A 13,349-nucleotide genomic window follows, 5' to 3' on the forward strand; every position below is an offset into this window, starting at 1 on the left:
GCAGGCGGTCGGGGCCACGGCACTCGCGGATCGCGGGCGTGCGCTACTCGATCACCACGCCCTTGTCCTTGTAGCTCTGCACCAGTGCCGCGAAGTCGGCCTCGGTCAGGTTCGCGACGGCCGAGCCCGCCAGGCCCTTGAGGTCCTGGAGGGTCGTGTTGCGGGTGAAACCGAGGCACGCCATGCGGCCGGAGCTGTTGAACTCCTTGATCTGGCCGACGTACCCGTCCTCGGGCGGCAGCTTGTCGCACGCGGTCGGGTCCGCGGACGGGAACATGGCGACCACCTTCCAGTGCGAATTCGCGCTCGCACAGGGCACCGGGAAGATCGGGTCCACCACGATCGAGTTCCCGGACACACTGTTTATGCAGTCGTCCACATTGAGGTTGGCGAGCACCGAGCCGCGCGGCGCCGACGACGATGACGGCGGCCTGCTGGCCGGCGTCGTGACCGGGCGCGTGGTCGGCCCCGTCGGCCCGGTGGGCTCGTCGGTGGTCGGCGGACGGCTCGACGGCGGCTTCGACGTGTCGGTCTGGCTGGGCGGACCGGTCGTCGGCCCGGCCTTCTTGTCCCCGTCGTCGTCCTGGGTCAGCAGCACGCCCGCGACGACCCCGCCGATGACGACCAGCACCAGGACGATGACCCCGATGACGACGGCCGTGCGGTTGCCGCCGCCCGGCGGGGGCGGCGGTCCCTGCGGGTAGCCGTGCGGGGGCCATCCTCCGGGCGGGACCGGCCCGCCGGGCGGCATCGGTCCCCCGGGCGGCGGTGGGGATCCCGGGTAGTTCCAGCCGCCTCCGGGCGGTCCTGGCACACCGGGGGGAGGTCCCGGCGGGTAACCGCCACCCTGGGGTATCGACATGCACACTCCTGTGGGACGGGTCCGGCCCGGTGACCGCACGCCCGGCTCCGGACGACCGGGCGCCGCCGAGGGACGGTCCGGCGCACCGGACGACCGCACGGCAGCACAGCGAGGATAAGGCGTGCACGGCACCGGCGGGGCACGTGCCTGCTCACACACGCCAATCGGTGTCCACACTGTGTCCTGTACGGCATCCTCCGCCGTGTCGGCGGCGGCCTGCCGAGCGCCCCTCCGCGCGCCCCCGGACGCCACCCCGCGCTACCGCCGGAGGCGTCCAGGTGTCGATCCTCACATCGAACGCGGACCGGGCGCCGCCCGGCCGCGTTTTGTCGACAATTTCACGTGGCGGACGCCTCCGGGCCACATCCGGACCCGTGCGGAAGTTCCGCGGATTAATCCCGATTGAGACCCGATTTGTCCGCTGATCGTCCGTCAAGAAGTCCCTGACACACAAGAATCTGCGGCTTCGGGCGCTCCGCGCGTGTTGCGTACCCCAGTTCGATGTTTGCCCGGGCGAAGTCCGGTCTACGCGTGCGGGTGCGCGTGAACCGTAAGCCGACAAGGTGCCGTCAGGGAACCCCCGGGCCTCAGCGCGCCGAGGTGACCTCTCGGTAAGTTGCCGTGGCATGGCTGAAACACGTTGTGCCGATGCCCTGACACTGGAAGCGCCCACCGTGGAGGACGGGGCGGAGCTCTGGCGCCTGACCCGCGAGGTCGGGACGCTCGACCTGAACTCCGCGTACCACTACCTGCTGTGGTGCCGCGATTTCGCCGCGACCTCCGTCGTCGCCCGCCTTGACGGGCGCGTGTGCGGGTTCGTGACCGGCTATGTGCGCCCGGACGTCCCCGACACGCTGATGGTGTGGCAGGTCGCCGTCTCCGACCACGCACGCGGTCGCGGCATCGCCGCCCGCATGCTCGGCGACCTGCTCGAACGGCGTGCGCCGTACGGCCAGGTCTTCGTCGAGGCGACCGTCACCCCCGACAACACGGCCTCGATGGCGCTCTTCACCGCGTTCGGCCGCGACCGCGCGATGCCGGTGTCCCGCTGCGACCTGTTCACCGCCGACCAGTTCCCCGGCGGCGGGCACGAACCCGAGGTCCTGTTCCGGATCGGCCCCCTCGCGTCCCTGGCGGGCTGAGCCGTGGGCAGCAGCCTGCTCCTCGCCGACGCACTCGCGCAGCACCACCTCTTCCCCCGACCCCCCGGAGGCCCTGTGACCACCGCCGCCATGCCCGATGTCTTCACGTCGCTCGAATCCGAGGTCCGCAGCTACTGCCGCTCCTGGCCCGCGGTCTTCGACCGCGCGCAGGGCGCCCGGATGTACGACACCGCGGGCCGCTCCTGGCTCGACTTCTTCGCCGGGGCAGGCGCGCTGAACTACGGCCACAACAACCCACACCTCAAACGCGCTCTGCTGGACTACCTGGAGCGCGACGGCGTCACGCACTCGCTCGACATGTCCACGGCCGCCAAGCAGGCGTTCCTGGAGGGTTTCGAGGAGGTGGTCCTGCGTCCGCGGGGTCTGGACTACAAGGTGCAGTTCCCCGGGCCGACCGGCGCCAACACCGTCGAGGCTGCTTTGAAGCTGGCCCGGAAGGTCACCGGTCGGGAGGCCGTGGTGGGCTTCACGAACGCCTTTCACGGCATGACGCTCGGTGCCCTCGCGGTGACCGGCAACTCGATGAAGCGTGCGGGCGCCGGGATCCCGCTCGTGCACGCGACGCCGATGCCGTACGACAACTACCTCGGCGGGCAGACGCCGGACTTCCTGTGGTTCGAGACGCTGCTCCAGGACAGCGGCAGCGGCCTCAACAAGCCCGCCGCCGTCATCGTCGAGACCGTGCAGGGTGAGGGCGGCGTCAACGTCGCGCGCCCGGAATGGCTGCGGGCTCTGGCCGACCTGTGCGCCCGGCACGAGATCCTGCTGATCGTGGACGACGTGCAGATGGGGTGCGGCCGCACCGGTCCGTTCTTCAGCTTCGAGGCCGCCGGGATCACTCCCGACATCGTGTGCCTGTCCAAGTCGATCAGCGGTTACGGCCTGCCCATGGCCCTCACGCTGTTCCGCCGCGACCTGGACGTGTGGACGCCCGGCGAGCACAACGGCACCTTCCGCGGCCACAACCCCGCGTTCGTCACGGCGACCGCGGCCCTGGACTTCTGGCGCGACGACGCCCTGGAAAAGCAGACGCGCGCCTCGGGCGAGCGGATCGGACGCGCGCTGTCCGAGCTCGCGGAGGAGTACGCGCCGCTCGGCGCCGAGACCCGCGGCTCCGGCCTGATCCGCGGCCTGACCTTCGAAGACCCGGAGCTGGCCGACCGGATCGGCTCGGCGGCGTTCGAGCGCGGGCTGCTCGTGGAGACGTCCGGACCGCGCGGCGAGGTGCTGAAGCTCATGCCGCCGCTCACCGTGACCACCGCGGAGATCGACGAGGGCCTGGCGCTTCTCTCCGACGCCGTCCGCGCGGTAGCACCGAAGTCGCCCACCGGCTGAGCACCGGGAGACCGGCGACCGGGAAGACCGGCGACCGGGAGACCGAGAAGCTCTGCGCGAAGACCGCCGTCCGCCCACCGAACGAACGAACTGCGAGGAACCCCACCAATGATCGTCCTGTCCATCGACGACCTCGACGGCACCGAACGCGACGTGCAGGCCGAGACCTGGCGCAGCAGGCGCATGGTCCTGGCCCGCGAAGGCGTCGGGTTCTCCCTGCACGAGATCGTGATGTACGCGGGCACCGAGACGTCCATGTGGTACGCCAACCACATCGAGGCCGTCTACTGCGTCCAGGGCCACGGCGAGCTGACCAACGACGAGACCGGCGAGAAGCACCGCATCGGCCCCGGCTCGCTCTACGTCCTCAACGGGAACGAGCGCCACACCATGCGGCCCGCCAGCGACATGCGGTTCGTCTGCGTCTTCAACCCGCCGTGCACCGGACGGGAGGTCCATGACGAACACGGGGTATACCCCCTGCTGACCGAGGAGGCGGTCTGATGACCATCGGAACCGACACGGACACCTCGCCGTCGGTCGACGCGTACCCGACCCGGGAGGCGGCGACCGCGTACGTCGAGGCGCCGCGCCTCGATCCGGCCGTGTGGACCGGCGGGCCGCCCGGGCCGCTGACGCCGGCGGAGCTGGACCGATACGGCAGAGACGGCTTCCTGACCGCGGAGTCGCTGCTGACCCCGCTCGAAGTGACGCAGTTCCTCGGCGAGTTGCACCGGCTGCGCACGGACCCGGAGCACCGCGACGACGAGCGGGCGGTGCGCGAGCCGGACTCGGACGAGGTGCGATCGATCTTCGAGGTGCACCGCATCAGCCCGATCCTGGCCCGGCTCGCCGCCGACCCGCGGCTGGTCGCCAGGGCGCGCCAGGTGCTGGGTTCGGAGGTCTACATCCACCAGAGCCGGGTCAACTACAAGCCCGGCTACGGAGGCAACGGCTTCTACTGGCACTCGGACTTCGAGACCTGGCACAGCGAGGACGGCATGCCGCGCATGCGCGCGCTGAGCGTGTCGATCGCGCTGACCGACAACCTGCCGAGCAACGGCCCACTGATGATCATGCCGGGATCGCACCGCACCTTCCTGCCGTGCCCGGGCCAGACCCCGCCGGAGCACCACCGCGTCTCGCTCCGCGACCAGCAGGTCGGCACCCCGGGCCCGGCCGACGTACGCCGCCTCGCGGACCGGCACGGCATCGCCCAGATCACCGGGCCCGCGGGGTCGGCGACGTTCTTCGACTCGAACTGCATGCACGGGTCGAACGGCAACATCACCCCGTACGAGCGCGCCAACGTGTTCATCGTCTACAACAGCGTCGAGAACACCTTGGTGGAGCCTTTCGCGGCCCCGGCCCCGCGCCCGGAGCACATTGCTTCGCGCTCTTTCGTTCCGGTGGGCTGACGCCGTCCCGCCCCGCCCGCGCGGGGGCGCGCGGGGCGGAAGTGGCGGCGCTGAGCGGTTGCGGGGGCGCGAGCGGGTCCGGGCGATGTGCGTGGGCGCGACGGGCGGCGGCCACGCGCGGTGTGCGCGCCGGCGCTCACACACGTCGGCTTCGGAAGCGTCAGCTCTCGGCGGCTAGTTGGTGGGCGAAGGGGTAGCGGTCGAGGGTCGCCGACAGTTCCGGGGTGCCGGGGGTTCCGCCTATGGTCGCGGTGAACTTGCCGTTGGCGGCGGTCACTTCGACGGTGCCTTCCAGGGCGCAGATGCTCAGGGTGTCGGCGACTATGCGGGCTATGGAGTCGGCGACGAGTACCGGCTTGGCGGGTTTGCCGACGGCGGTGACCGGGATGGCGTCGATGATGTGCACCGCTTTCGGCGCGGCGGCGGGTTCCGGGGCGTGTTCCCGGCCCCACACGAGCAGGGCCTCCTCGGTCACCGCCCCGGAGTCCGCGGCGACGGTGACGTACGCGACGGGGACTTCTCCGGCGTGCGGGTCGGGACGTCCCACGACCGCGGCGCCGGTGACGGACGGGTGGGCGAGCAGGGATTCCTCGACCGGGCGCGGGTCGATGTTGTGCCCGCCGCGGATGATCAGGTCCTTGGCCCGCCCTTGCAGGTACACGTACCCGTCCTCGTCGACCGCGCCGAGGTCGCCGGTGAGCAGCCACCCGTCGAAGACGCTCCCGTCCGGGTCCGGCCCGTCGGGGCCGAGGTAGCCCGGGAAGACGGACGGCCCCGAGATCGCCAGGACGCCGGTCTCCCCCGACTCCCGGTCGGCGACCGGCCGGCCGTCCGCGTCCACCGCCACCGCCTTGACGTGCTGGTACGGCAGCCGCAGCCCCACCGAACCGGCCCGCGGCGCGAACGGCGGTGTGGCGGAGGTCGCGCAGGTCGCCTCGGTCAGCCCGTAGCCCTCCAGCATCGGCACCTTCGCCGCCGCCTCGAACCGGTCCCGCACCCGCCCCGGCAGCGGTGCCGCGCCGACGGCCCCGGCGCGCAGGCTGGAGAGGTCGACGTCCTCCGGCACCGGGGGCAGCGCCGCGTAGACCGTGGGGACCGCCGAGAAGGACGTGACCCGGAAATGCTCGATGATGCGCCAGAAGTCGGCGGTCAGCGCCTTGTCGCGGTAGCCGAGCGGTCCGAGGCTGACCACGGGACGGCCGTGCATGAACGAGCCCAGGCCCGTCACGTGCAGGGCGTTGACGTGAAAGAGCGGCAGTCCGGCAAGTGCCACCGCGTCACCGGTGTAGCTGCCGATGCACCCGATCACCCAGGACATGTAGACCTGCATCGCGTGCGTGTGCGGTGCGACCTTGGGCGTTCCGGTGGTGCCGCCGGTGTGGAAGTAGCCGCAGATGTCCCCGGGTTGCGGTTCCCGCCCGCTCGTGAGGTGGTCGTCCGGCTGTTTCCCGGCCTCCTCCTCGAAGCCGCCGCCCAACACCAGGACTTCGCGGAGACCAGGGACCAACTCACGGACACGCTCGGCCTTGTCGCGCAGGCCCATGTCGGCGATCAGGAGCTCGGCGCCGGTGAGCTCCAGTATGTGCGCGATGTGCTCCTCACCGAGGGAGGGATTGACCGGGTTGGCGACGCCGACTGCCTCGGCGCCGAGCAGCACCGCGTACATCCAGCCGCTGTTGGGCAGCATGATCGCGACCACCCCGCCGGGCCCCACGCCGTGCGCGGTGAAGGTGTTGGCGGCCTGGTGCACGCGGCGCAGGAGGCCGTCGTACGTCCACATCGGCGCCTCGCGCCACGGCCCGTCGTCCTCGCCGAGCAGGTAGAGGGCGGGTGCCTCCGGCGTGGCGCGCGCGGTTCGACGGAGCAACTCGTAGGTACTGGCGGGTAGTTCGCGCTCGACAAGGGGTACCGCCTCGATGCGCGGCACGTCCTCGGGGACGAGGACGAGCGGACGCGGACCGTCGGTGTGGTGCTCGCTCACGAGTGGCCTCCTGCCATGAGGTCGGTCAGGTCGTCGGGCACGATGGGAGACATGGGCACCGTCGCGGCGTCTTGCCCCTGCCTCCCCCCGTACGACGGCCCTCGGCACCGTGCCCCGCGAAAGCGGTCGAACAATACTCCGGGCGACCGAGCGCGGGCGAGGGGTGAGCACGGGGTCAGCACAGGCAAATTGCGAGGTGACCGCGGTGTGCGGGCCGTTGGGGGGCGGTGAGCGGACTCAAGGGCCACGGTCTCAGGCGGCGGCAGCACTTCGGCGAGCGTCGGATAGTCGGTGTAGCCCGTCTCGCCCCCGACGTACATGAGGTGCCGGTCGCGCACCTGGTTGAGCGGCGCGCCGGTGCGCAGGCGGTCGACCAGGTCGGGGTTCGCCAGGAACGAGCCGCCGAGCGCGATGAAGTCGACACCGGCGTCCAGCGGTCTCGACAGGCTCGCGCTGTTCACGCGCGACCGGGAGCGCGCCCGGGAACTCCACGAAGAGGCCCTGCACTTGGCGTCCGCGCAGGGCTACATGCTGGGCAGGGTCCACGCGGAAGCGACGCCCACCTGTCGTTCGGCGGCGGACAGCATTACTGCCCGGCGACGGCACTGGGCAAGAAGCAAGCGGAGATTGCGTTGGAGACGCTGATCGCCCGCATGCCGGAGCTGCGGCTCGCGGTGCCGGTTGAGCAAATCGTGTGGCGCACCGGGTTCATGAAGCGGATGCCGGAACGCCTGCACGTGATGTGGTGACGAACCGGGCTCCTGCTTACGTGAGTTAGTCGCGTCCGCTGCGGCCCCTCTCGCTTTCCGGGCGGGGCCGCCGCTCGCATCGGTGGCTCAGCGGTCGTCGTACGTCCGCCTCCAGCGCTCGCGGTGCCTGCGGTCGCCCTGACCCGCTCCGTTGAGCGCGGCCAGGACCGGCAGGCGCGTGCCGTTGTTCCACAGGCCGAGGAAGTCGCGGTGGATGGCGATGATGCCGTTGTCGACGGCGAAGGCGGTCGACTGGCGCGTGAAGCGGCTCGTGGTCACGAGGATGGCGACGTCCGCCTGGAAGTGCGCCTGAGCACCGCGCAGTTCGCGCATGTCGCGGGCGGGGACGGCGGCCTTGGGGGCGTAGCGCTTGCACTGTACGACCATGGTGCGGCCGTCCGGCATGCGGCCGCGCACATCGGCGCCGTTGTCGCCGGGGCCGCCCGCCCGCCGCACGTCGGTGCACCCGTCGCGGCGGCACAGCGCGGCGACGTGCTCCTCGAACTGCGTTCCGGTCATGGAGTCCAGTTCGTCGAGCGTGCGGCGACCCGCCGCGATGGCGTCCTCGGCGCGCCATTCGTGGTCGGCCGTGCGCACGCGGCGGTCCGTGTGCATCGCGAACCACGCGACACCGCCCAGCGTCGCCGCGGCGAGCGCGGCCAGCGCGTACGGCCAACCGGAGACCCGGTAGACGAGCGCGACGGCCACGATGAGCGCGCCACCCACCAACACCAGCTCGGACGCCCCGAGCCCACCCGTACCCCGCCCGCCGGCCATGGTGGCCCCCAACCGGATCGACACCCTCCACAGCAGTGTGCGTGCAACTTTCCGGCAGGGGAAGGCCTGTTGATCGCACAACGGCCTGCGGCCAGCCACATTGCGATCGTGCCGCGGTGTGAACTGCCGGATCGGGTCCGGATTTTGCCGCATCGGCGGAAACTGCGGCACGGCAGGCTCTCTGCCTTCGCGTCGTGTCACGTCGTTCCCCGGACGCCACCACACCGCCCGTGGACACAGCCTTCGAATGCCGCACCGGAGGAGGCCCGCCGGGCCCACCACACTGCCCCCGATCCGGAGCGAGGTACGTTCGAGGGGACTTGTTCGGCGGCGGAAGCCGCGCGGTGGAGAGTGGGTGCGGTCGTGGCGCGTGTTCCGGGTGCCGCTGTTGCGGGGCTGGGTCTGGTCGGCGGGTACGCGGTGGCGCGGTTCTCAAAGCGCCGACCGCTGGGAGGCGTGGTCCTCGCGGGTGCGGGCGCCGTCGCGGCGAAGGGCTGGAAGGACGCCGCGGGCGTGCCGGTAGCGGCGGGACTGACCGGCCTGTACGTGGCGGCCTTCGGCGCGTCCCACCCCCTGGCAAAGAAGATCGGCGCCTGGCCGTCGGTTTTCGCCGCCGCAGGCACAGTCGCCGCCGCGTCGTACGTACTCGCCGACCGGGTATCAGCCGCCGGTTCCTAGCCAAGGCACACCCCCGACCACCGGGCCGATGCGCGTGCGTACGCCCCTGCCGCCGGTGAGACAGGGCGGGTCCGGCCGCGCTCAACCGCGTCCAAGAAGGCACGCCAGGTGCGCGGGCCCGATTCCAGGTGACCACGGTCACGGGCCTTTGTGTCCCTCTCGCCGGGCCGTGGGCCCCCGGCCGGCGACCTGGCCCGCCCTCAAGGCCGCATTCGCCCACGGACTACACAGCGTCCACCTCGCCGTCCTCGAACCCAACGCTGCCGCGATCCGTGCGTACCAGCGCGCCGGGCCGCTACTCCGCGAACGCCGACCGGTTGTGAGGCGTCAACCGCCGCCGCAAGGGCACCGCCAACACCGGGTCGCGCTCAGGTGGACAGCGACAGCAGGACGAGCCTCAGGAGGCGGACGGCTCGATCTCCCCCGCGAAGACGATGACCTGGTCGATGAGGCTCCGCCGCAGATGGACGACGTCCGTTCCCGCCAGGCGGGGGCCTCCGTCAGGCGTGGTGAAGACCCACCGGTACCGGGCCCATTCGTCAGGCATGTCCACCGCTGAGCAGCGCACCATCGTGCCGGTCCCCGCCGGATGGCGCCGGATGTCCAGCACGAACCGCTCAAGCGCCGCGATTCCTTCGCTGCGACCCAACGGTCCCCAGAAGACCACGTCCGAGGTCACGGCCTGGGAGAGCAGGGCAGTCACATGGCTGTCGTCCGAGGCGTTGAACGCGGAGATGAAGGTGTCGATCGCGGAGCGTGCCGTCTCTTCCTGCATGCCCCAGTAATACCAGCCGTTTCGCGTGCGTCCTGCGGACGGCTCCTGGCGCCGACTGCGGATGTTCTCGCAGCTCAGATGTCCGGCTCACCGAGCCGATCACCGCGACGCTGCTGCCGCCCGGTGAGGACGTGGCGCGGACGAACCCGCAGCCCTCGGCCACCGCGCCTGCCAACTGGGCCAGCCCCTCCGCCTACGCGCCGGGGCCGCGAACAGCCCCGACCGGTCCACGCCGGGTCGGGGCTGTTTCGCGTCCGCTTCAGGGTGGCGTGAGCGCTTGTTCGGTGGTTGTGGGTTGGGCCAGCAACTCGGGTCGACTGTCCAGGAGTTGGTCGAAGGTGGCATCTGCGGTTGCGATCAGTGCCGGGGCGGATTCCAGTGAGTCGTACAGGAGCGTGACAGACACATCGCTGATGCCGCAGAACTCGGATATGCCTACGCGCAGCGTGCGTTCGAGGACGTCGTCCCAGCCGTTCGCGACGAAGTGCTCGCGCGGGTAGCCCGCGAGGCCGATCCACGCCATGCGCTTGGCTGCCAGTCGGGCGCGGCTGCGGCCGTACGCGAAGCCGTAGTTCCACACGCGGTCGATCCAGCCCTTGAGGATGGCCGGGAGGCCGAACCACCACACCGGGAACACCGCCACGATCAAGTCCGCCGCGTCCACCCGCCTTTGGTGGGCCATGACTTCGGCGGAGTAGACCTTGTCGCGGTCCGTCCAGTCCGGCTCGTCGGCCGGGCCGAGGCGGGGGTCGAACCCCTCGGCGTGGAGATCCAGTACGTCGACCTCGTAACCGCCGCGGGCCAACCGCTCCCGGGCGCGTCGAGCCACGGCTGCCGTCAGCGCGTCGGAGCGAGGATGCGCCACGACAAGCAATGCGCGTGCTTTGGACGGGAGTTGGTTTTGGGAAGTCTGCGCGTTCATCGTCACACACCGATCCGGACCAGCATCTTGCCGGTGTTCGCTCCACGCATCATCGCGAGGAACGCCGCCGGAGCCTGCTCGATGCCGTCGACCACGGTCTGTTCGGTACGCAGGCTGCCGTCCGCCAGCCACCCGGCCGCCTTGCCGATCCATTCCGGGAACAGCGGCAGATAGCTGTTGACGAGCAGACCGCGCAGAGTGACCTCCTTGGCCGCCGCCTCGAACAGGTTGTCGGGGCCTGGCACGGGCTCGGTCGCGTTGTAGGCGCTGATCGCGCCGACCATCGCGATCCGGCCGCCGATCCGCATCGCACCGATAGCCGCGCGGAGGTGATCGCCGCCGACGTTGTCGACGTACACGTCCACGCCGTGCGGCGCGGCGGCGGCCAACTGCCCTTCGAGATCGCCCTTGCGGTAGTCGATCGCCGCGTCGTACCGGAAGTCCTCGACCAGGCGCCGGGCCTTGTCGGGCCCGCCGGCGGAGCCGATGACCCGGCTCGCGCCGAGCTTGCGCGCGATCTGCCCGGCGACACTGCCGACGGCACCGGCGGCGGCCGAGACGAAGACGACGTCGCCTTCGCGGACCGGGGCGACGCGGGTGAGGGCGGCGTACGCGGTCAGACCGGTGGTGCCAAGCGCGCCCAAATACGCCTCAGGAGTGGCAAGTTCGGTGTCCGCGACGGTGGCGTCGGCGGCGTCGACCACCGAGTACTCACGCCATCCGGCGAAGTGCGTCACGGTCGCGCCGACGGGGACCGACGGCTCGCGGGCCTCGACCACGACCCCGATGGCGCTGCCTTCGAGCGCGGCACCGAGTTCGAAGGGCGGGATGTAGGAGGGGACGTCGTTCATGCGGCCGCGCATGTAGGGGTCGACGGACATCAGGGTGTTGCGGATCAGAATCTGCCCCGGGCCGGGCCTCGGCACCTCGGTGCGTACCAGCTCGAAGGTCTCCAGCCCGGGCTCACCGACCGGACGGGTGGCAAGGCGGATCTCGGCGGAGTGGGTGGCGGTGTCGTTCGACATGACGCGCTCCTCGCTGTGCGGATCGTGGGGCGGTGGTCCCGCCGCTGATCCAGAACTCTGCAAGGCACCGCGCACGACCCACGCACGCTCCACGCACGAGGCGCGGAAGGCCGCCGCACGGCAAGCGGACGCGGCCCGCTCGATAGCGTTGGGGGATGTGGTTTGAGGTGTTGGGTCCGGTTCGGGTGCGGAGTGCGGATGGCGGGTCCGTTGCCGTGCCCGAGGGGAAGGTGCGGGGCGTACTGGCAGCTCTGCTCGCCCATCACGGTGCTCCGGTCTCCGCCGACCGTCTGATCGACGACGTGTGGGGCGACGAACCGCCCGGCAACCCCGCCAACACGCTCCAGACCAAGGTGTCCCAGCTGCGTCGCGCCCTGGATCTCGCCGAGCCCGGGGCGCGGGGCCTCGTCGCCTACCTACCGGCCGGATACCTGCTCCAGGTCGAGGACGACGCCGTCGATGCCGCGCGGTTCTCGGCGCTGGTGGCGCGGGCCCGCAGAGAGACCGAGCCCACTGCACGCGTCACTCTGCTGACCGACGCCCTCGCGCTGTGGCGCGGGCCCGCGTTCGCCGATTTCCGGGACGCCGAGTTCACGCGCGCGGCCGTGACCCGCCTGGAGGAGCAGCGTCTGACCGCCGTCGAAGACCTCGCCGAACTTCGCCTCGACCTCGGCGAGCACGCCCTCGTCGCCGACGAAATCGCGGACCTCGTCGCCGCACACCCGCTGCGCGAGCGCCTGCGGACCGCGCAGATGCGGGCGCTCTACCGGGCGGGCCGCCAGGCAGACGCCCTGGCCGCGTACCAGGATCTGCGCGGACGCCTCGCCGACGAACTCGGCCTCGACCCCGGCGACGCCGTCACCGCGCTGCACCAGGCGATCCTGGTCCGAGCCCCCGAACTCGCCGCCCCCGCCGCACCTGTCGCCTCCGCCGCTCGCCCCACCACCAACCTGCCCGTGCACCTGGACGCCCCGGTCGGACGCGATGCCGCCATCGCCCGCATGTGCGGGCTCCTCGACGCCTCCCGGCTGGTCACGCTGGTCGGTCCCGGCGGGGTCGGGAAGACGCGCCTCGCGCTGGCCGCAGCGGCCGCCCGCGCACGCGGCGATCACCCCCGGCACGCCGTCGACCCCTTCCCCGACGGCGTCTGGCTCGTCGAACTCGCCGCGCTCGCCCCCGGAAAGGACGCCCTCGCCCCGGCCGTCGCCGCCACGCTCGGTCTCCGCGACGACGTCGGCCCGGGCTCCGCCCTCGACCGCCTCACAGCCCTCCTGCGCGACCGGCGTCTCCTCCTGCTGCTCGACAACTGCGAGCATGTCGTGGACGAAGTCGCCGAGTTGGCCGCGCGCCTGCTGCGCGACGCCGCCGGGGTACGCCTGCTGGCGACCAGTCAGGAACCGCTCGCCATCGCCGGCGAGGTGGTCGAGGCCGTCGTACCGCTGGAAGAGGCAGACGCCGTGAGCCTGTTCGCGGCCCGCGCCGCCGCGACCTCCCCCGGCTTCGCCCTCGATCACACGAACTCCCAGACCGTGGCGGCGATCTGCCAGCGCCTCGACCATCTACCCCTCGCCATCGAACTCGCGGCGGCCCGCGTACGCGCACTCGGCCTGGACGAACTCGCCGCCCGTCTCGGCGACCGCTTCCGCGTCCTGGCCGCGGGGGGG

Annotated in this window: 12 protein-coding genes and 1 pseudogene; 6 read left to right on the top strand and 7 right to left on the bottom strand. The window is 71.5% G+C overall.

Annotated features, from left to right (window positions below; all coding sequences use genetic code 11):
- Positions 1-43: 43 nt before the first annotated feature.
- Positions 44-862, bottom strand: a complete 819-nt coding sequence (locus ACRX5S_RS20085; RefSeq protein WP_436774361.1) for a hypothetical protein — start codon at positions 860-862, stop codon at positions 44-46.
- Positions 863-1,488: 626 nt separating this feature from the next.
- Between ACRX5S_RS20085 and ectA the strand changes: the two genes are divergently transcribed.
- The 4 genes from ectA to thpD all read left to right on the top strand — a co-directional run bounded on the left by ectA (position 1,489) and on the right by thpD (position 4,778).
- Positions 1,489-2,004, top strand: a complete 516-nt coding sequence (gene ectA / locus ACRX5S_RS20090) for a diaminobutyrate acetyltransferase (RefSeq protein WP_436774362.1) — start codon at positions 1,489-1,491, stop codon at positions 2,002-2,004.
- A gap of 90 nt (positions 2,005-2,094) precedes the next feature.
- Positions 2,095-3,360: a diaminobutyrate--2-oxoglutarate transaminase gene (gene ectB, locus ACRX5S_RS20095; RefSeq protein WP_436774410.1), complete on the top strand. Its 1,266-nt coding sequence runs from the start codon at positions 2,095-2,097 to the stop codon at positions 3,358-3,360.
- 108 nt (positions 3,361-3,468) lie between these two features.
- Positions 3,469-3,864: an ectoine synthase gene (locus ACRX5S_RS20100; RefSeq protein WP_436774363.1), complete on the top strand. Its 396-nt coding sequence runs from the start codon at positions 3,469-3,471 to the stop codon at positions 3,862-3,864.
- Entirely contained in the window at positions 3,864-4,778 is a 915-nt protein-coding gene (gene thpD, locus ACRX5S_RS20105) for an ectoine hydroxylase (protein ID WP_436774364.1), read from the top strand. The genes ACRX5S_RS20100 and thpD overlap by 1 nt, the downstream gene beginning before the upstream one ends.
- 160 nt (positions 4,779-4,938) lie before the next feature.
- Here the strand turns inward: thpD and ACRX5S_RS20110 are convergent, their stop codons facing one another.
- From ACRX5S_RS20110 to ACRX5S_RS20120, 3 genes and pseudogenes are all read right to left on the bottom strand, one after another.
- On the bottom strand, positions 4,939-6,759 hold the full coding sequence (locus tag ACRX5S_RS20110; protein WP_436774365.1) for an AMP-binding protein: 1,821 nt from the start codon (positions 6,757-6,759) through the stop codon (positions 4,939-4,941).
- 272 nt (positions 6,760-7,031) lie between these two features.
- Positions 7,032-7,199, bottom strand: a pseudogene (locus tag ACRX5S_RS20115) (alkene reductase); the annotation flags it as partial.
- A gap of 396 nt (positions 7,200-7,595) precedes the next feature.
- Positions 7,596-8,285, bottom strand: a complete 690-nt coding sequence (locus tag ACRX5S_RS20120) for a restriction endonuclease (RefSeq protein ID WP_436774366.1) — start codon at positions 8,283-8,285, stop codon at positions 7,596-7,598.
- 363 nt (positions 8,286-8,648) lie between these two features.
- Here ACRX5S_RS20120 and ACRX5S_RS20125 point away from each other — a divergent pair, with 363 nt between their 5' ends.
- Positions 8,649-8,963 carry a hypothetical protein gene (locus ACRX5S_RS20125; RefSeq protein ID WP_436774367.1) on the top strand — a complete coding sequence of 105 codons (315 nt, stop codon included), beginning with the start codon at positions 8,649-8,651 and terminating at the stop codon, positions 8,961-8,963.
- 397 nt (positions 8,964-9,360) lie between these two features.
- On the opposite strand, the gene ACRX5S_RS20130 is transcribed toward ACRX5S_RS20125, so the two are convergent.
- The 3 genes from ACRX5S_RS20130 to ACRX5S_RS20140 all read right to left on the bottom strand — a co-directional run bounded on the left by ACRX5S_RS20130 (position 9,361) and on the right by ACRX5S_RS20140 (position 11,685).
- On the bottom strand, positions 9,361-9,738 hold the full coding sequence (locus ACRX5S_RS20130; protein ID WP_436774368.1) for a nuclear transport factor 2 family protein: 378 nt from the start codon (positions 9,736-9,738) through the stop codon (positions 9,361-9,363).
- A 259-nt stretch (positions 9,739-9,997) separates the two neighbouring features.
- On the bottom strand, positions 9,998-10,603 hold the full coding sequence (locus tag ACRX5S_RS20135; protein ID WP_436774369.1) for an NAD(P)H oxidoreductase: 606 nt from the start codon (positions 10,601-10,603) through the stop codon (positions 9,998-10,000).
- 59 nt (positions 10,604-10,662) lie between these two features.
- The gene (locus ACRX5S_RS20140; protein WP_436774370.1) at positions 10,663-11,685 is read right to left on the bottom strand and encodes an NADP-dependent oxidoreductase; all 1,023 of its coding nucleotides are present in this window, start codon (positions 11,683-11,685) and stop codon (positions 10,663-10,665) included.
- Positions 11,686-11,900: 215 nt separating this feature from the next.
- Between ACRX5S_RS20140 and ACRX5S_RS20145 the strand changes: the two genes are divergently transcribed.
- On the top strand, positions 11,901-13,349 hold a 1,449-nt coding region (locus ACRX5S_RS20145), incomplete at its 3' end, for an AfsR/SARP family transcriptional regulator (RefSeq protein ID WP_436774371.1).

Source organism: Yinghuangia sp. YIM S09857 (genome assembly GCF_051388915.1).
Lineage (GTDB): Bacteria > Actinomycetota > Actinomycetes > Streptomycetales > Streptomycetaceae > Yinghuangia.